This is a genomic window from Pseudomonas sp. H3_E04, from assembly GCF_054668915.1.
This window is the reverse complement of the sequence record NZ_CP162797.1, coordinates 3,461,519-3,479,889: the sequence shown is the minus strand read 5'-3', so window position 1 is coordinate 3,479,889 and position 18,371 is coordinate 3,461,519. Positions and strand designations below refer to the sequence as shown.

Here is an 18,371-nt window from a genome sequence, read left to right as displayed (position 1 = left end):
GCACCTGCCTTACGCAATTGCACTTGGGCCGTTCCAGCCCCATGCAGCCATGCCAGCCAATACCTCTTCTTATAAAGAGCTGGGTGAGCAGGATTATCGGAGAAATACCATGTACGCAGTAATCGTTACCGGCGGTAAGCAATACAAGGTCGCTGAAGGTGAATACCTGAAGATCGAAAAACTGGAAATCGCTACTGGCGAATCCGTGACTTTTGATCGCGTTCTGCTGGTCGCCAACGGCGACGACGTGAACATCGGCGCACCAGTTGTTGCTGGCGCAACCGTCAAGGCTGAAGTGATCTCCCAAGGTCGTCACGATAAAGTCCGCATCATCAAGTTCCGTCGCCGTAAGCACCACATGAAGCGTATGGGCCACCGCCAGTGGTTCACCGAGATCAAAATCACCGGTATTCAGGCTTAATTACAGCCTAATTCCTCACTAGGAGAATTGAACTCATGGCACACAAAAAAGCTGGTGGTAGTACCCGTAACGGTCGCGACTCAGAAGCCAAACGCCTTGGCGTGAAGATGTATGGCGGCCAGGTCATCAAGGCCGGCAACATCATCGTGCGTCAGCGCGGCACCCAATTCCACGCTGGCTACGGCGTTGGCATGGGCAAGGATCACACTCTCTTCGCTAAAATCGAAGGCGTGATCAAGTTCGAAGTAAAGGGCGCCTTCGGTCGTCGTTACGTGAGCGTAATCGCGGCTTAATCGCGAGATCGCTGGAGAAGCCCTGTCTTGCGACGGGGCTTTTTCGTTTGTGGGGTGAGTCTCTTGCAAAGCTGTTTGTATGGGCTGTCGGCGTGCGATGCAGGTCGTGTCTTGGGGTCGCTGCGCTCATTTTTGCAAGAGTCTTATGTCTTGATTGTTTTTCGGCTCGTCCGTACGGCGAGAGGCGTTGGTTATGAAGTTTGTTGATGAAGTATCGATTCGCGTAAAGGCCGGTGACGGTGGCAACGGTGCCATGAGTTTCCGTCGGGAAAAATTCATTGAAAACGGCGGCCCGAACGGCGGTGATGGCGGTGACGGCGGTTCCATCTACATGATGGCCGACGAAAACCTCAACACCCTGGTCGACTACCGTTACACCCGTCACTTCGATGCCGAGCGTGGCTCCAACGGTGGCAGCACCGACTGCACCGGCAAGAAGGGCGAAGACCTGATCCTGCGTGTGCCGGTCGGCACCACTGTGATCGACTCCGCCACCCAGGAAGTCATCGGCGACCTGACCAAGGCTGGTCAGAAACTGATGGTGGTGCAGGGCGGCTGGCACGGTCTGGGCAACACTCGTTTCAAATCCAGTACCAACCGTGCACCGCGTCAGACCACGCCAGGCAAGCCGGGCGAGCAGCGCGACCTGAAACTGGAAATGAAAGTGCTGGCCGACGTCGGTCTGCTGGGTTTGCCGAACGCCGGTAAAAGTACCTTTATCCGTTCGGTCTCGGCCGCCAAGCCGAAAGTCGCCGACTACCCGTTCACCACGCTGGTGCCGAACCTCGGTGTGGTCAGCGTCGATCGCTGGAAGAGCTTCGTCATTGCCGACATTCCGGGCCTGATCGAAGGCGCTTCCGACGGTGCCGGTCTGGGCATTCGCTTCCTCAAGCACCTGGCGCGTACGCGTCTGCTGCTGCACCTCGTCGACATGGCGCCATTGGATGATTCCAGTGCTCCGGACGCGGCTGAAGTGATCGTCAACGAGTTGATCAAATTCAGCCCGTCGCTGGCCGAGCGTGATCGCTGGCTGGTGCTGAACAAATGCGACCAGATCCTTGAAGAAGAGCACGATGCTCGCGTCAAGGAAATCGTCGATCGCCTTGAATGGACCGGTCCGGTGTACGTGATCTCGGCCATCGCCAAGATCGGAACCGAGCGTCTGTGCCACGACATCATGCGTTACATGGAAGACCGTGCCGATCGCCTCGCCGCAGACCCTGCGTACAAGGAAGAGCTGGCCGATCTCGATCAGCGCATCGAAGACGAAGCTCGCGCCCAGTTGCAGGCGCTGGACGACAAGCGTGCCCTGCGTCGCAGTGGCGTGAAGTCGGTCCATGACATCGGCGACGATGACTGGGATGAAGAAGATGTGGATGACGAAGACGGTCCGGAAATCATTTACGTGCGTGACTGATCCGTTGCGATAAACTTGAACGCCGCTCAATCGAGCGGCGTTTTAGTATCCGGAAATCGATCGTTGGTCAGCAATCGCCACGATTAACGTCACGGGCAGTGCCAGGTCGCGCTGCCCTCAAGCTAAGGTTGAAGATGATGCGGAGCAAGGTGACAGGTGCGCAGCGTTGGGTCGTGAAGATCGGCAGCGCTTTGCTGACAGCTGACGGCAAAGGGCTGGATCGCGCGGCAATGAGTGTCTGGGTCGAGCAGATGGTGGCGCTGCATGAAGCGGGCGTCGAGCTGGTGCTGGTGTCCTCCGGGGCGGTGGCGGCCGGCATGAGCCGCTTGGGCTGGACCGCGCGACCCAGTGCCATGCACGAGCTTCAGGCGGCCGCTGCAATCGGTCAGATGGGGTTGGTGCAGGCCTGGGAATCAAGCTTCGCCGAACATGGCCGGCACACCGCGCAGATTCTCCTGACCCACGACGACCTGTCCGACCGCAAGCGCTACCTGAATGCTCGCAGTACCTTGCGTGCGCTGGTCGAGCTGAAAGTCATTCCGGTGATCAACGAAAACGACACCGTGGTCACCGACGAAATCCGTTTCGGCGACAACGACACGTTGGCGGCGCTGGTGGCCAATCTGGTCGAGGCCGATCTGCTGGTGATCCTCACTGATCGCGATGGCATGTTCGACGCCGACCCGCGCAATAACCCCGATGCGCAGCTGATTTACGAAGCGCGCGCCGATGATCCGTCGCTTGATGCGGTTGCGGGCGGTACCGGCGGGGCGCTGGGGCGTGGCGGCATGCAGACCAAGCTGCGCGCGGCGCGTCTGGCGGCGCGTTCCGGTGCCCACACCATCATCGTCGGCGGGCGCCTTGAGCGCGTGCTCGATCGTCTCAAGGCGGGCGAGCGCATCGGCACGCTGCTGTCGCCTGAGCGTGGCATGCTTGCGGCGCGCAAGCAGTGGCTGGCCGGGCATCTACAAACCCGTGGCACCCTGGTGCTGGATGAGGGGGCGGTGTCGGCGTTGTCCAAGGGCAATAAAAGTCTGCTGCCGGTGGGGGTGAAACTGGTTCAAGGCAGCTTCCGTCGCGGTGAGATGGTTGTCTGTGTGGCGCCGGATGGTCGAGAAATCGCTCGGGGTCTGGCCAATTACAGCGCCCTGGAAGCGCAAAAAATCATCGGTCAGTCGTCGGATGCGATTGTCGGTTTGCTCGGTTACATGGCGGAGCCGGAACTGGTTCACCGTGACAACCTGATTCTGGTCTAAGGAAAATTCGATGCGCGTAGCGAAAGGATTGTTGGGCCTGCTGATGGCCATGCCATTGCTGGTCTCGGCCGAGGAAATCGGTCAGGTGTCGACCGTGTTCAAGTTTGTCGGGCCGAATGACCGGATTGTGGTCGAGGCGTTCGACGATCCGAAAGTCGAAGGCGTGACCTGCTACCTGTCGCGCGCCAAGACTGGCGGAGTGAAGGGTGGTCTTGGTCTGGCAGAGGATCGTGCCGAGGCCTCGATCGCCTGTCGCCAGGTCGGGCCGATCAAGTTCAAGGGTGAGCTGAAGGATGGCGATGAGGTGTTCAAGGAGCGCACTTCGCTGGTGTTCAAGACCATGCAGGTGGTGCGTTTCCTCGACAAGAAGCGCAACACGCTGGTGTACCTGGTCTACAGCGATCGCTTGATCGAGGGTAGCCCACAGAATGCTGTGACGGCCATCCCGATCCTGCCGTGGGTGCCTGTTCAGCAATAAGTGCCACCTATCCGAATTGTGGGAGCGAGCCCGCTCGCGAATGCGATCTGTCAGTTGATGTTTGTATCGACTGACGTGACCTCTTCGCGAGCAGGCTCGCTCCCACATTTTTTTGCCCGTAGCTTGTTAAATCACAGGCAATAAAAAACCGACCCTGAGGTCGGTTTTTTAATGACTACGTCGATTAAGCGGCTTCTTTCAGCGCTTTGACGTGGCCATTCAGACGGCTCTTATGACGAGCAGCCTTGTTCTTGTGGATGATGCCTTTATCGGCCATACGGTCGATAACTGGCACAGCCAGAACGTATGCAGCTTGAGCTTTTTCAGCGTCTTTTGCGTCGATGGCCTTAACTACATTCTTGATGTAGGTACGAACCATGGAACGCAGGCTGGCGTTGTGGCTGCGACGCTTCTCAGCCTGTTTTGCACGTTTTTTGGCGGAAGGTGAGTTGGCCACCGTCGAGCTCCTCGAAAGACTTTTTAGGAAATAGCAAACAAAATAGGCCGCGAATCATGCCGATGAAGACTTGTCTTGTCAAGGGCACTTGAATCGTTCCGCTAAGTGGTAGGTATAAAGAGGCGGGATATTTATTTCCGGCGCTTGACCTGTAAACTCGCGAGCTTTGGCTCTGTGCTGTTGCGGCGCGGAGTATCGCACAAGTAGGCGCATTGTTCGCCTGCTGTTTATCGACAGGCACAAACTCTCTCAATGAATCTGCTCAAATCGTTGGCCGCCGTCAGCTCTATCACGATGCTTTCCCGGATTCTGGGTTTTGTTCGTGACACGCTGATCGCGCGAACATTCGGCGCCGGGATGGCCACGGATGCCTTCTTTATTGCGTTCAAACTGCCCAATCTGCTGCGGCGGATCTTTGCCGAAGGGGCTTTTTCCCAGGCGTTCGTGCCGATCCTGGCCGAATATAAAAGCCAGCAGGGCGAAGAAGCGACGCGCACCTTTATTGCCTATGTGTCGGGCCTGCTGACGCTGGTATTGGCGGTTGTGACGGCGCTGGGCATGATCGCCGCGCCCTGGGTGATCTGGGCCACGGCCCCTGGTTTCACCGATACCCCGGAAAAATTCCAGCTCACCTCCGATCTGTTGCGGGTGACCTTTCCTTATATATTGCTGATCTCGCTGTCCTCGCTGGCCGGCGCGATTCTGAATACCTGGAACCGCTTCTCGGTGCCGGCCTTCGTGCCGACTCTGCTCAACGTCAGCATGATCGTGTTTTCGCTGTTCCTCACGCCCTACTTCGATCCACCGGTCATGGCGCTTGGCTGGGCGGTATTGGTCGGCGGTCTGGCGCAATTACTTTATCAACTGCCACACCTGAAAAAGATCGGCATGCTGGTGCTGCCGCGCCTGAACCTGCGCGACAGCGGCGTGTGGCGGGTGATGAAGCAGATGCTGCCGGCCATCCTCGGTGTATCGGTCAGTCAGATTTCGCTGATTATCAACACCATCTTCGCCTCGTTTCTGGTCGCAGGCTCGGTGTCGTGGATGTACTACGCCGACCGTTTGATGGAGTTGCCGTCGGGCGTGTTGGGCGTGGCACTCGGCACGATTCTGCTGCCGACGCTGGCCAAGACCTACGCCAGCAAGGATCGTCATGAGTATTCGCGAATCCTCGATTGGGGGCTGCGCCTGTGCTTTGTGCTGGTGCTGCCGTGCGCGCTGGCGCTGGGGATACTTGCCGAACCGTTGACCGTTTCGTTGTTCCAGTATGGCCAGTTCAGCGGCTTTGATGCCGAGATGACCCAGCGTGCGCTGATTGCCTATTCGGTCGGCCTGCTCGGAATTATCGTGATCAAAGTGCTCGCGCCGGGCTTTTATGCGCAACAGAACATTCGCACGCCGGTGAAAATCGCAATTTTCACGCTGGTCTGCACGCAGTTGTTCAACCTGGCGTTGATCGGTCCGCTGGCCCACGCCGGCCTTGCGTTGGCGATCAGTGCTGGCGCCTGTCTAAACGCCGGGCTGCTGTTCTATCAACTGCGCAAGCAGAAGATGTATCAACCGCAGCCGGGCTGGGGCAAATTCGGCTTCAAGCTGGTGGTTGCAGTGACCGTGATGTCGGCGGTGTTGCTGGCCGGCATGCATTTCATGCCGGCATGGGATGAGGGCCATATGCTCGAGCGCCTCCTGCGTCTGGGCGCGCTGGTGGTGGCCGGTGTGGTGGCGTATTTCGGTATGTTGCTGCTGCTGGGTTTCCGTCTGCGCGACTTCAATCGCAAGGCCTTGAGCTGAGGTTTCAGCCTTCATGAGCAGGCATGAGCCGGCGGTTTTGTCGGCTCGTTCACTTTGCGTTACGGTGTTGCCTGTCGTCGGCCGTCGGGTGTGGTTATAATCGACCACTTTATGAGCAAGAAGCGCGTTATGCAGCTGGTTCGAGGCCTCCACAACTTGCGCCCCCAGCATCGGGGCTGCGTCGCCACTATTGGCAACTTTGACGGTGTTCACCGTGGTCACCAGGCTATCCTGGCCCGGCTGCGTGAGCGTGCGCTCGAGTTGGGCGTACCCAGCTGCGTGGTGATTTTCGAGCCGCAGCCACGGGAGTTCTTTGCGCCCGACACCGCGCCGGCGCGTCTGGCGCGGTTGCGTGACAAGCTGCAACTGCTGGCCGCTGAAGGCGTCGACCGGGTCTTGTGCCTGGCCTTCAACCAGCGCTTGAGCAAGCTCAGCGCCAGTGAGTTTGTCGACACCATCCTCGTTGATGGCCTTGGCGTGCAGCATCTGGAGGTCGGTGACGATTTCCGTTTCGGTTGCGACCGCCTCGGCGATTTCGATTTTCTGATGCAGGCCGGGCAGGTTCACGGTTTCACCGTCGAAGCCGCGCAAACCGTCGAGCTGGACGGCATTCGCGTCAGCAGCACGCAGGTGCGCAACGCCTTGGCTGCGGCCGATTTTGCCTTGGCCGAACGCTTGCTCGGCCGTCCGTACCGCATCGCCGGGCGCGTACTGCATGGCCAGAAACTGGCCCGGCAATTGGGAACGCCCACTGCCAATATTCAACTCAAGCGTCGTCGCGTGCCGTTCACCGGGGTCTATCTGGTGAATGTCGACATCGACGGCAAGACCTGGCCCGGTGTCGCCAATATTGGCGTGCGTCCCACGGTGCAAGGGGATGGCAAAGCCCACCTCGAGGTCCATTTGTTAGATTTTGCCGGCGATCTGTATGACCGGCGTTTGACGGTGGTTTTCCACCAAAAGCTGCGTGAAGAGCAGCGCTTCGCCTCTCTGGAGGCATTGAAAACGGCGATCAATGCGGATGTCGCCACCGCCCGTGCACTAGCCGCACCTAGCGCCCATCGCTAATGAAGAGCCTTAAATGACCGACTATAAAGCCACGCTAAACCTTCCGGACACCGCCTTCCCAATGAAGGCCGGCCTGCCACAGCGCGAACCGCAGATCCTGCAGCGCTGGGACAGTATTGGCCTGTACGGAAAGTTGCGCGAGATTGGCAAGGATCGTCCGAAGTTCGTCCTGCACGACGGCCCTCCGTACGCCAACGGCACGATCCACATCGGTCACGCACTGAACAAGATTCTCAAGGACATGATCATTCGCTCGAAGACCCTGTCGGGTTTCGACGCGCCGTACGTCCCGGGCTGGGACTGCCATGGCCTGCCGATCGAGCACAAGGTTGAAGTGACCCACGGCAAGAACCTCGGCGCGGATAAAACCCGCGAGCTGTGCCGTTCCTACGCCACCGAGCAGATCGAAGGGCAGAAGTCCGAGTTCATCCGTCTCGGTGTGTTGGGCGATTTCGCCAATCCATACAAGACCATGGACTTCAAGAACGAGGCCGGTGAAATCCGCGCCCTCGCCGAGATCGTCAAGGGCGGTTTCGTCTTCAAGGGCCTCAAGCCCGTGAACTGGTGCTTCGATTGCGGTTCGGCGCTGGCTGAAGCTGAAGTCGAGTACGAGAACAAGAAGTCCTCGACCATCGACGTCGCGTTCCCGATCGCTGATGAAGCCAAACTGGCTGCCGCGTTCGGTCTGGCCTCGCTGAGCAAACCTGCTGCGATCGTGATCTGGACCACCACCCCGTGGACCATCCCGGCCAACCAGGCGCTGAACGTGCACCCGGAATTCAACTACGCCCTGGTCGATATCGGCGACAAGCTGCTGGTGCTGGCTGAAGAGCTGGTCGAAGCCTGCCTGGCGCGCTATGGCGTGGAAGGTTCGGTCATCGCCACCACCACCGGTAAAGAACTTGAGCTGATCAACTTCCGTCACCCGTTCTACGATCGTCTGTCGCCGGTGTACCTGGCTGACTACGTCGAACTGGGCGCTGGCACCGGCGTGGTTCACTCCGCCCCGGCCTACGGCGTGGACGACTTCGTGACCTGCAAGAAATACGGCATGGTCAACGACGACATCCTCAACCCGGTGCAGAGCAACGGCGTGTACGTGCCGTCGCTGGAATTCTTCGGCGGCCAGTTCATCTGGAAGGCCAACCCGGCCATCGTCGAAAAACTGACCGAAGTCGGTGCGCTGATGCACACCACCGTCATCGAACACAGCTACATGCACTGCTGGCGCCACAAGACCCCGCTGATCTACCGCGCCACCGCGCAGTGGTTCATCGGCATGGACAAGGAGCCAACCAGCGGCGACACCCTGCGCGTACGTTCGCTCAAGGCCATCGAAGACACCAAGTTCGTTCCGGCCTGGGGCCAGGCGCGTTTGCACTCGATGATCGCCAACCGTCCGGACTGGTGCATCTCGCGTCAGCGCAACTGGGGCGTGCCGATCCCGTTCTTCCTCAACAAGGAAAGCGGCGAGCTGCACCCGCGTACCGTCGAGCTGATGGAAGAAGTCGCCAAACGCGTTGAAGTCGAAGGCATCGAAGCCTGGTTCAAACTCGACGCTGCCGAGTTGCTCGGTGATGAAGCGCCGCAGTACGACAAGATCAGCGACACCCTCGACGTCTGGTTCGACTCGGGCACCACGCACTGGCACGTCCTGCGCGGTTCGCACCCGATGGGCCACGAAAGCGGCCCGCGTGCCGACCTGTACCTGGAAGGTTCCGACCAGCACCGTGGCTGGTTCCACTCGTCCCTGCTGACCGGTTGCGCCATCGACAACCACGCGCCTTACCGCGAGCTGCTGACTCACGGTTTCACCGTCGATGAGTCCGGCCGCAAGATGTCCAAGTCGCTGGGCAACGTGATCGCGCCGCAGAAGGTCAACGACACCCTGGGCGCTGACATCATGCGTCTGTGGGTCGCTTCGACCGACTACTCCGGCGAAATGGCGGTCTCCGAGCAGATTCTGCAGCGCAGCGCGGATGCCTACCGTCGTATCCGTAACACCGCGCGCTTCCTGCTTTCCAACCTGACCGGTTTCAGTCCGGCCACCGACCTGCTGCCGGCCGAAGACATGCTGGCGCTGGATCGCTGGGCGGTGGATCGTACGCTGCTGCTGCAACGCGAGTTGCAAGAGCACTACGGCGAATACCGTTTCTGGAACGTGTACTCGAAGATCCACAACTTCTGCGTGCAGGAGCTGGGTGGTTTCTACCTCGACATCATCAAGGACCGCCAGTACACCACCGGCGCCGACAGCAAGGCCCGGCGCTCGTGCCAGACCGCGCTGTTCCACATCTCCGAGGCGCTGGTGCGCTGGATCGCGCCGATCCTCGCTTTCACTGCCGATGAGCTGTGGCAATACCTGCCGGGGGAGCGTAACGAGTCGGTCATGCTGAACACCTGGTACGAAGGCCTGACCGAGCTGCCGGAAGGCTTCGAGCTGGGTCGCGCCTACTGGGATCGCATCATGGAAGTGAAAGTCGCGGTCAACAAAGAGATGGAAATCCAGCGTGCGGCGAAAGCTGTCGGTGGCAACCTGCAGGCCGAAGTGACGCTGTTTGCCGAAGAGGCGCTGAGCGCCGACCTGGCCAAGCTGAGCAACGAGCTGCGCTTTGTCCTGATCACCTCGACTGCCAGCGTTGCGCCATTCGTGCAGGCTCCGGCCGATGCAGTGGCCACCGAAGTCAGCGGTCTGAAACTGAAGATCGTCAAATCGGCGTTCCCGAAATGCGCACGTTGCTGGCATTGCCGCGAAGACGTCGGCGTGAACCCGGAGCATCCGGAAATCTGCGGGCGTTGCGTCGACAACATCAGCGGCGCTGGCGAGGTTCGTCACTATGCCTGATGCCATTGGCCGTTTCGGACGGCTGAGCTGGCTGTGGTTGAGCCTGCTGGTTCTGGTTATTGACCAGGCCAGCAAGTTCTACTTCGAAGCCAGGCTCGAAATGTTCCAGCAGATCGTGATCATTCCCGATCTGTTCAGCTGGACTCTGGCTTACAACACTGGCGCTGCCTTCAGCTTCCTCGCGGACAGCTCCGGCTGGCAGCGCTGGCTCTTTGCGCTGATCGCGATTGTGGTCAGTGCCGTGCTGGTGGTCTGGCTCAAGCGCCTGGGCCGCAACGACACCTGGCTGGCCGTCGCCCTGGCGCTGGTGCTGGGTGGTGCGCTGGGCAACCTGTATGACCGCGTTGCCCTGGGCCATGTGATCGACTTCATCCTGGTGCACTGGCAGAACCGCTGGTATTTCCCGGCGTTCAACATTGCCGACAGCGCGATCACCGTTGGCGCGATCATGCTGGCACTGGACATGTTCAAATCGAAGAAAACCGAAGAGGCTGCTCATGACTGAACCGCTATCGACTGAGCAACGCATCGGCCAGAACACCGAAGTCACTCTGCACTTTGCCTTGCGCCTGGAAAACGGTGACACCGTCGACAGTACCTTCGACAAGGCCCCGGCGACGTTCAAGGTCGGCGATGGCAACCTGCTGCCGGGTTTCGAAGCCGCACTGTTCGGCTTCAAGGCCGGTGACAAGCGCACCCTGACCGTTGAGCCGGAAAACGCCTTCGGTCAGCCGAACCCGCAGAACGTGCAGACCATCCCGCGTTCGCAGTTCACCGACATGGAGTTGTCACCGGGTCTGCTGGTGATCTTCAACGATGCGGCCAATACTGAATTGCCAGGTGTGGTGAAAGAGTTCGACGACACGCAAGTGACCGTCGACTTCAACCACCCGCTGGCCGGCAAGACGCTGACCTTTGACGTGGAAATCATTTCCGTCAAAGCGCTATAACTGCCTGTATAAGGTCAAATGTGGGAGCGAGCCTGCTCGCGAAAGCGGTGTGTCAATCAACAGAAATGTTGCAGGTGATGGCCCCTTCGCGAGCAGGCTCGCTCCCACAGTCTGTTTTCCATTGTTTTCGCGCGCAAGACACGAGGCACAGCATGCAAATCAAACTCGCCAACCCCCGTGGCTTCTGCGCCGGTGTGGACCGGGCGATCGAAATCGTCAACCGCGCCCTGGAAGTCTTCGGGCCGCCGATCTATGTGCGTCATGAAGTGGTGCACAACAAGTTCGTCGTCGAAGACCTACGCAGCCGTGGCGCGATTTTCGTCGAAGAGCTCGATCAGGTACCCGATGACGTGATCGTCATCTTCAGCGCCCACGGTGTTTCCCAAGCTGTGCGCAACGAAGCCGCCGGTCGTGGCCTGAAAGTCTTCGATGCAACCTGCCCGCTGGTGACCAAGGTGCACATCGAAGTCGCCAAATACAGCCGCGACGGTCGCGAGTGCATCCTGATCGGCCACGCCGGTCACCCGGAAGTCGAAGGCACCATGGGCCAGTACGATGCCAGCAATGGCGGTGCGATCTACCTCGTCGAAGACGAGAAGGACGTGGCCGAGTTGCAGGTGCGCGATCCGGAAAGGCTCGCCTTCGTCACCCAGACAACCTTGTCGATGGACGACACCAGCCGTGTGATCGATGCCCTGCGCACGCGCTTCCCGGCGATCGGTGGTCCGCGCAAGGACGACATCTGCTACGCCACGCAAAACCGCCAGGACGCCGTCAAGCAACTGGCCGACGAGTGCGACGTGGTGCTGGTGGTCGGCAGCCCGAACAGTTCCAACTCCAACCGTCTGCGTGAACTGGCTGAGCGCATGGCGACCCCGGCCTATCTGATCGACGGTGCCGAAGACCTGCAACAAAGCTGGTTCGCCGGCGTCGAGCGTATCGGCATCACCGCTGGCGCCTCGGCGCCGGAAGTGCTGGTCCGGGGCGTGATCCAGCAATTGCAGGCCTGGGGCGCGACCGGTGCCGATGAGTTGGCCGGCCGTGAAGAGAACATCACGTTCTCGATGCCGAAAGAGCTGCGCGTCCGTTCGATCTGACGCTTCTGTTTTTGTCGCACAGCGCCTGCTCGGTTTCCTGACTGTTCAGGCGCACGCGACCGGTCGCGGCCAGCACGATCTGGCGCTGGCTGGCCGGTTCGCGAGGCGAGCAGATGTGTATCGTCCCCGCCTGAAATCGCCGCCCCGGCATCAGCGGCTGCCCCAGATGACTGAAGCGCACATAGCGGCTCACCCACCAGTTGCCGACAATCGGCACCTTCGCCTCACTGGCGCGTTCAACCAGCAGCGGATTGCTGCTGTCCTCCGGCCCCTTGCCGCTTCGATCCAGAATGATCCGCCAACCCTGACTCCAGTCACCGCCGATGCCGTGGATCACCACGCTCTGATTGTGCGTAATGGCCAAGGTGCGAGCGTGGCGGATACCTTCGAGTAGCGACTGCGCTGCGTGATCGCGGTGAGTCGCTTGCTTGAGCGCAGCGAACGCCGGGCTGACCAGCAGCAGAACAATTGCGCCAATTGCCAGTCCCATAAGCAGTTCAATCAGGCTGAAACCGTGTTGCGGCATGAAAAATCCCTCCGTGGAATGGTATGAGCAGCTCAATCCGTGCGCCGCGCAGGGCAAATCAGTCGGCGCGTGCCGAGCGAATGTTCTAGCGTGTAAAAGCAGGTATAGCCGACAGCAACGGAGGGCATCGATGGATCTTCGTACAAAAGGTTTCACGCTGGTCGAGTTGCTGGTCGCCATCGCGGTGTTCCTGGTACTGATCACGCTGGCGGTGCCGGCCTTTACCCGTACGATCCAGAGCAGCAAGGCAGATACTGAAGTCGGTGACTTGCAGCGGGCAATCAATTTCGCCCGGCTCGAAGCGATCAATCGTGGCGTGACCACGCGTCTGCGTCCGACCGCTGGCGGCAGTGTCTGGACCGGAGAGCTGGCGGTCTACGACAGCACTGGCAATCCGGCCAATGTGTTGCGGGTTGTTCCAGCAATGAGCAGTGGCGCGACTCTGACGCTACCCTCAGGAGTGACCGCACTGGATTTCAACAATCTTGGTGGTCTGGCGGCACCGTCGACGGCGGTGGTCATCGGTTACACGCTGGGCACGCAAAGCAGGACGCTGAACGTGTGTTTGAACGGACGCATTCAATTGGGTGGAAATTGCGGATGAGGGCAGGGAGCAAAGTCGCACAGGAGGGCATGACGCTGATCGAAGTGCTGGTCGCGTTGCTGATTCTCACCGTCGGGCTGTTGGGCGCAGCAGCGGTGCAGCTCAATGCGCTGAAGTACACCGACAGTTCGCGGATGACCAGTCAGGCGAGCTTCATTGCCTATGACATGATGGATCGCATTCGCGCCAACTCTGGCGCCAACTACACCGTCACGCCGCCGACCTCGGGCAACCTCAGTGTTGCTCGGGATCAGGATCTCTACGACTTCACCACCAATATCGCCAACTTCGGCGGCCCGACCGCGACGGGCAACATCACCCTCAATCAACGGGTCTACACCATCACCATTACCTGGAGCGATGCGCGCGCGGCGAACGCTGCCAGTGCCCAGCGCAGTTTCGTTCTGACCAGCCGGGCGGCGGTCGATCCGGTGGCCACACCATGAAGCGTTCCAGCCGTGGTTTCGGCCTGATCGAGTTGCTGATTGCTCTGGCTTTGGGGCTGATCGTCGTACTCGGTGTGGTACAGATTTTCATCGCCGCGAAAAACACTTACGTCAGTCAGAACAGCGCCGCAGCGATGCAGGAAGATGCGCGCTTTGTCTTGAGCAAAATGATTCAGGAAATCCGCATGGTCGGCATGTTCGGCTGTCTCGGCACCATCGTTGACTCCAGTTCGGCAGGGGATTTCAACGCTGCGCAGATCGCCCCGATCAGTTGGGATAACGCCAATCTGAAATTGACCCTGGTCACTGCTGATGTCGGTAGCGGGGGAGGGACGCCAACCTGGACGGTGGTTTCCGATTGTCGCAACAGTGCGGTCGCCTACACTGGATTGCGCAGCCCGACCACGGGGCAGATCGCGTTCCCGATCCGCCGCCTGATCTACAGCTTCAGCAATAACCAGATCCTCATGGGCACTGGCAGCGGCAATCCGGCGCAGCAAGTGCTGGTGAACAACGTCAGCGCCTTCAACGTCACCTTTGGTCTTGCCAGCTCGGCGACCGACGTGGCGGCCTCCACTTACAGCAGCAACCCCGGCGATCCCGCGCGCATCCGCAGTGTGCGCCTGAGCCTGACCCTCACCGACCCGAACAATCGGGTGCGCAATCAAACCTTCAACGTGGTTGCGGCATTGCGCAACCGCTTGCCATGAGGGGGCGGCGATGAGGATCTCCCTGCAACAACGTCAGTCCCAGCGCGGTATGGTCTTGCTGGTCAGTCTGGTGTTTCTGCTGTTGCTCACATTGATCGGTTTGTCCTCGATGCAGAGCGCCAACCTGCAAGAGAAAATGGCCGGCAGCGTCAGCCTGCGCAATCAATCGTTTCAGGCGGCCGAAGCGGCATTGCGTGTCGGTGAAAGCGCAGTGCAACTGGACAGTTACTCGTTGGCGGTGTGCAGCGGCACGAGCCAATGTCTGCCGCCGGCTGAATCGTCATCAGTCAGCTCGGCCGGTTTCAATTCGACCTCCGGGGTGACCTGGATCGCTGCCGGTAATGGCTTTTATGGCGTGCAGAACATCGGCACGACCCTGACAGCGGTGAACGTGCCGAGCAACACTTCGGCAACCTTGTATCGAGTGACTGCGGTCGGCATCGCCGGCAATTCGCGTAGCGTGGTGGAGAGTGTCTATGCGAAGTATTGAGCGCTGCGCGTCGCTGCTGATCGGCATGCTGATGAGTTTCTATCTGGCGGCGCCGGCCTGGGCGTTCACGCCGTCTGATTCGCCGCTGCTGAGCGCGGCAGCGGTGGCGCCGAACGTGATGCTGCTGATCGACGACTCGGGGAGCATGAACAGCATCATCTACGCCGCCGGATTCGACCCGAACGTCAACCGCACTCCCGCCCGGCAGTGCAATGCCTTCCTCGGCTTGTGCTCTGCACTCAATGCGCCGCAGATTACCGGCGACACAGTATTTCTATCGAGCCTGCCAACCTCCGGCTGCTCTGGAGGCGCCTACGCGTTCTACAACAACAGCGTGGCGCCGTTATGTCTGAAACTGCCCGACCCGGTAGGCAACGAGAACACTCGCTATTCCGCCGATTACATTTCCTACATAGTCAGCCTGGCCATCAGCAACGGCACCCGCGACTTCACCACTGGGGCGATTCCCAACGATTACCGGATGAACGTGGCGCGCAACGTTTCCACCGCGCTGGTGAGCAGCAACCGCACCTTGCGCATGGGCCTGTCGACATTCAATCCGGCGACCAGCAGCAACCCGGGCAACGGCGGGTTTATCGCTCGCTCGATCACCGATTTGTCACCAGTCGCGGGCAGCGTCACCCAGGCCCAGGCAGACACTAACTACAACGCGCTGATTTCATCGATCAACGGCCTGAACGCTGTGGCCAACACGCCGTTGGCCGAGAGCTACTACGAAGTCACGCGCTACATGCGCGGCCTGGCGCCTTACTACAACGGCGCGCCGGCGACCTATACCAGCCCGATCCAATATCGCTGCCAGAAAAACTACGGCGTGGTGATTACCGATGGCTTGCCGACCTATGACCGTACCTTCCCGACCAACGATCCGCTGGGAGGCAGTCGGCTACCAAACTGGGATGGCGTGAATAACGATGGCGACAACCTCAACGGTGACGGCGAAGGTGACACCCTGTATCTGGATGACATTGCCAAATTCGCCTTCGACATCGACATGCGCTCGACCGGCACCGACGCCGCCGGCAAGAGCTGGAATGCGGTGGATTTTCCCCGGCAGTATATGAACACCTACACCGTCGGTTTCGCTGCGGACAACGACATGTTGTCCGACGCCGCCAGTTATGGGCAGGGCAGGTATTACCAGGCGACCGACAGCTCCGGGCTCAATGCGGCGTTATCGTCGGCACTGAGCGATATCACTTCCAAGGCCGGCTCCGGTGGTGCCGGCGTCGCCAGCAGCAGTACGTTGACCAGTGGCAGCAGTTTCTACCAGACCACTTACGATCCCAAGGATTGGCGCGGCACGATCAGGTCGTTCGGCTTTACCTCGACAGGCACGGTGAATACCTCGGCGGCGCAATGGTCGACCGACACCACTATCGTGCCCTCTGCCACTGCGCCGACTTTCCAGTCATGGAACACCGCGAGCAACACGCCCATTGCCCTGGCACTCCTCAACTTTTCCCCGGCGCAGCAGACTACGCTGAATCAGGGGTTGCCCAGCGGCATCAACGGCAATGATCTGCTGGAGTGGAGCAAAGGGACCAACAAGGCCGGGCTCAAAGTGCGCACTGCGCTGCTCGGCGACATCATCAATTCGCCACTGGTACTCGCGTCGCCTTCGGACAAGACCGCATCCGATCTGACGGGTGACAGCAGTTACACCAACTACCTGACCACCAAGGCTGCGAACATGAATACCAGCCTGGTGGTGAACGCCAACGACGGTTTCGTCAACGTGATCAATTCGGCGAACGGCACCCGCCGTTATGCCTACATGCCCTCCAGCGTGCTGCCTTCCTTGCGTCTGATCGCGGATACAAACTACGTCAACGGCGTCAGCCACAAGTTTCTGGTGGACGGTCAGGTCGGCGTGTTCGATGCGCAGGCTGGCTCTACTTGGAAAACGTTAGCCATTGGCGGAACGGGGGCCGGTGGCAAAACCTTCTATGGGCTGCAACTGTTCGATGCCTCGGCGGGCAATGTCATCAAGGCATTGTGGGAGGTCAGTGCGCCGGCCACGGCCAACACGTCGAACGCTTTCAATGATCTGGGTTACGCCTACGCGCGTCCGGCAGTGGCACGCTTGGCCAACGGTCGCTGGGCGACTTTCATCGCCAATGGCTACGGCAGCAATTCGGGGGTTGCAGCGTTGTATGTGCTGGATGCGCTGGATGGTTCGCTGATCAGGAAAATCGTCATTGACAGTACGGAAACCAGCAACGGTCTGTCATCTGTGGAACTCAGGGTCAATTCCTCGAACGTGGTGCAGGCTGCCTACGGTGGCGACCTGAAGGGGCGTATGTGGAAATTCGACTTGAGCGCACCCGGGGCAGAAAGCTGGGGCGTGGCGTTTGCCGGCAAGCCTTTGTTCACCGCCCCGGGTGGGGCAACGCAGCCGATCACCGCGCAACCGCTGCTGGCGGATAACCCACAGGGCGGCAAGCAGGTGTTTTTCGGCACCGGCAAGTTCAACGAAACCGTCGACAAGAGCAACAAGGATCTGCAGGCGTTCTATTCAATCTGGGATGCAGAGGGTGGGGCCGGACAAATCACCGTCAGCAGTTTGCAGGCACAGGCGATCACCGGTTCGTTCTCCGGCAGTTCCGGGCAGTTCTTGACCACCAGCCAGAATGAAACGACGTATCCGGGTGAAAAGGGCTGGTACCTGCCGCTGGTGTACAACAACGTGCTGACCGGTGAGCGCGTGATCAATCAGGCCAGTATTGTGTTGGGGCGGGTAGTTTTTACCACTGCCAGCGTCGATACCACCGACCCTTGTTCGAGCTTTGGTACGGGCCGACTCGTCGAACTCGATGCGTTCAACGGTAAGATGCTCAACTACGCCGTGATTGACACCACTGGCGACCGTTTGGTCGACAGCAATGACATGATATCCAGTGGCGTGATTTTTACCGGCGGCATTCCGACCCTGAACTTCATCTCCGCTAACGGCGAGCGCAAGGGCACGACTGACACCAGCGGCGCGGTCACGGTCATTGTGGAAAAAGGTGGCGGCGGCAGCCGTCGTATCATGTGGCGACAAATCCAGTAAGCGAGAATTTGAGGCATGCGCAGAACCAGCCGAGGTTTTACCCTGATCGAGATCATGATCGTTATCGCGATTATCGGGATCATCCTCACCATCAGCATTCCCAGCTACAACGAATACGTGAAGAAGGGCCGTCGCGCCGAAGTGGTTTCGCTGCTCTCGGAGCAGGCGCAGACCCTCGAACGCTTCTACACCCGCAACAATGTCTACACCGGCGTCACCGGGCTGAGCACGGGCAATGATTTCTACACCATCACCCCGACGCTGACCGACCAGAGCTTTGTGCTCACCGCGCTGCGTAAAACCGGCTCGGCCATGGCGACCGACAAATGCGGGGATTTCACCCTGACCAACACCGGCGTACGAAGCATGAACAACGCGACCACCGGAGTGACCGCCAAGGATTGCTGGGGCCGCTGACGCATTCTTTTTCGGGCGCCTTTTGCGCT

The 18,371-nt window shown here is 59.7% G+C and carries 19 protein-coding genes; 17 read left to right on the top strand and 2 right to left on the bottom strand.

Features of this window, described 5'->3' with window-relative positions; translation table 11 throughout:
- Positions 1 to 109 precede the first annotated feature (109 nt).
- From rplU to AB4N53_RS15655, 5 genes are all read left to right on the top strand, one after another.
- Positions 110 to 421: a 50S ribosomal protein L21 gene (gene rplU / locus AB4N53_RS15675; RefSeq protein ID WP_007924746.1), complete on the top strand. Its 312-nt coding sequence runs from the start codon at positions 110 to 112 to the stop codon at positions 419 to 421.
- A gap of 35 nt (positions 422 to 456) precedes the next feature.
- The gene (rpmA, locus tag AB4N53_RS15670; RefSeq protein ID WP_016773121.1) at positions 457 to 714 is read left to right on the top strand and encodes a 50S ribosomal protein L27; all 258 of its coding nucleotides are present in this window, start codon (positions 457 to 459) and stop codon (positions 712 to 714) included.
- 193 nt (positions 715 to 907) lie between these two features.
- Positions 908 to 2,131, top strand: coding sequence for an Obg family GTPase CgtA (gene cgtA / locus AB4N53_RS15665; protein WP_016773122.1), 1,224 nt, complete (start codon positions 908 to 910; stop codon positions 2,129 to 2,131).
- Positions 2,132 to 2,268: 137 nt separating this feature from the next.
- Positions 2,269 to 3,387 (top strand): glutamate 5-kinase, encoded by a 1,119-nt coding sequence (gene proB, locus AB4N53_RS15660; RefSeq protein WP_026000682.1) that lies wholly within the window; start codon positions 2,269 to 2,271, stop codon positions 3,385 to 3,387.
- Positions 3,388 to 3,397: 10 nt separating this feature from the next.
- The gene (locus AB4N53_RS15655; protein ID WP_041477794.1) at positions 3,398 to 3,865 is read left to right on the top strand and encodes a CreA family protein; all 468 of its coding nucleotides are present in this window, start codon (positions 3,398 to 3,400) and stop codon (positions 3,863 to 3,865) included.
- Positions 3,866 to 4,049: 184 nt separating this feature from the next.
- On the opposite strand, the gene rpsT is transcribed toward AB4N53_RS15655, so the two are convergent.
- Positions 4,050 to 4,322, bottom strand: coding sequence for a 30S ribosomal protein S20 (gene rpsT, locus AB4N53_RS15650; protein ID WP_003228351.1), 273 nt, complete (start codon positions 4,320 to 4,322; stop codon positions 4,050 to 4,052).
- A 252-nt stretch (positions 4,323 to 4,574) separates the two neighbouring features.
- Here rpsT and murJ point away from each other — a divergent pair, with 252 nt between their 5' ends.
- The 6 genes from murJ to ispH all read left to right on the top strand — a co-directional run bounded on the left by murJ (position 4,575) and on the right by ispH (position 12,073).
- A complete protein-coding gene (gene murJ, locus AB4N53_RS15645; protein WP_460121557.1) occupies positions 4,575 to 6,113 on the top strand; it encodes a murein biosynthesis integral membrane protein MurJ in 1,539 nt (512 codons plus the stop codon).
- 129 nt (positions 6,114 to 6,242) lie between these two features.
- The gene (gene ribF / locus AB4N53_RS15640) at positions 6,243 to 7,181 is read left to right on the top strand and encodes a bifunctional riboflavin kinase/FAD synthetase (protein ID WP_016773125.1); all 939 of its coding nucleotides are present in this window, start codon (positions 6,243 to 6,245) and stop codon (positions 7,179 to 7,181) included.
- Positions 7,182 to 7,194: 13 nt separating this feature from the next.
- Positions 7,195 to 10,026 (top strand): isoleucine--tRNA ligase, encoded by a 2,832-nt coding sequence (gene ileS / locus AB4N53_RS15635; RefSeq protein WP_460121555.1) that lies wholly within the window; start codon positions 7,195 to 7,197, stop codon positions 10,024 to 10,026.
- Positions 10,019 to 10,531 (top strand): signal peptidase II, encoded by a 513-nt coding sequence (gene lspA, locus AB4N53_RS15630; protein ID WP_039761690.1) that lies wholly within the window; start codon positions 10,019 to 10,021, stop codon positions 10,529 to 10,531. The genes ileS and lspA overlap by 8 nt, the downstream gene beginning before the upstream one ends.
- Positions 10,524 to 10,976: an FKBP-type peptidyl-prolyl cis-trans isomerase gene (gene fkpB / locus AB4N53_RS15625; protein WP_064364108.1), complete on the top strand. Its 453-nt coding sequence runs from the start codon at positions 10,524 to 10,526 to the stop codon at positions 10,974 to 10,976. The genes lspA and fkpB overlap by 8 nt, the downstream gene beginning before the upstream one ends.
- A gap of 152 nt (positions 10,977 to 11,128) precedes the next feature.
- Positions 11,129 to 12,073 (top strand): 4-hydroxy-3-methylbut-2-enyl diphosphate reductase, encoded by a 945-nt coding sequence (gene ispH, locus AB4N53_RS15620; protein WP_460121552.1) that lies wholly within the window; start codon positions 11,129 to 11,131, stop codon positions 12,071 to 12,073.
- On the opposite strand, the gene AB4N53_RS15615 is transcribed toward ispH, so the two are convergent.
- On the bottom strand, positions 12,030 to 12,599 hold the full coding sequence (locus tag AB4N53_RS15615; protein ID WP_460121550.1) for a GspH/FimT family pseudopilin: 570 nt from the start codon (positions 12,597 to 12,599) through the stop codon (positions 12,030 to 12,032). The two genes, ispH and AB4N53_RS15615, sit on opposite strands and share 44 nt — an antisense overlap.
- Positions 12,600 to 12,729: 130 nt before the next feature.
- On the opposite strand from AB4N53_RS15615, the gene AB4N53_RS15610 reads away from it, so the two are divergent.
- The 6 genes from AB4N53_RS15610 to AB4N53_RS15585 are packed head-to-tail and all read left to right on the top strand — an operon-like array spanning position 12,730 to position 18,342.
- On the top strand, positions 12,730 to 13,203 hold the full coding sequence (locus AB4N53_RS15610; protein WP_064364110.1) for a GspH/FimT family pseudopilin: 474 nt from the start codon (positions 12,730 to 12,732) through the stop codon (positions 13,201 to 13,203).
- On the top strand, positions 13,200 to 13,649 hold the full coding sequence (pilV, locus tag AB4N53_RS15605) for a type IV pilus modification protein PilV (RefSeq protein WP_460121548.1): 450 nt from the start codon (positions 13,200 to 13,202) through the stop codon (positions 13,647 to 13,649). The genes AB4N53_RS15610 and pilV overlap by 4 nt, the downstream gene beginning before the upstream one ends.
- Positions 13,646 to 14,359: a PilW family protein gene (locus tag AB4N53_RS15600; RefSeq protein WP_460121546.1), complete on the top strand. Its 714-nt coding sequence runs from the start codon at positions 13,646 to 13,648 to the stop codon at positions 14,357 to 14,359. Before pilV ends, AB4N53_RS15600 begins: the two co-directional genes overlap by 4 nt.
- A gap of 10 nt (positions 14,360 to 14,369) precedes the next feature.
- Positions 14,370 to 14,849 carry a pilus assembly PilX family protein gene (locus AB4N53_RS15595; protein ID WP_460121544.1) on the top strand — a complete coding sequence of 160 codons (480 nt, stop codon included), beginning with the start codon at positions 14,370 to 14,372 and terminating at the stop codon, positions 14,847 to 14,849.
- Positions 14,836 to 17,925 (top strand): pilus assembly protein, encoded by a 3,090-nt coding sequence (locus AB4N53_RS15590; protein WP_460121543.1) that lies wholly within the window; start codon positions 14,836 to 14,838, stop codon positions 17,923 to 17,925. The genes AB4N53_RS15595 and AB4N53_RS15590 overlap by 14 nt, the downstream gene beginning before the upstream one ends.
- A gap of 15 nt (positions 17,926 to 17,940) precedes the next feature.
- Entirely contained in the window at positions 17,941 to 18,342 is a 402-nt protein-coding gene (locus AB4N53_RS15585; protein ID WP_460121541.1) for a type IV pilin protein, read from the top strand.
- Positions 18,343 to 18,371 lie beyond the last annotated feature (29 nt).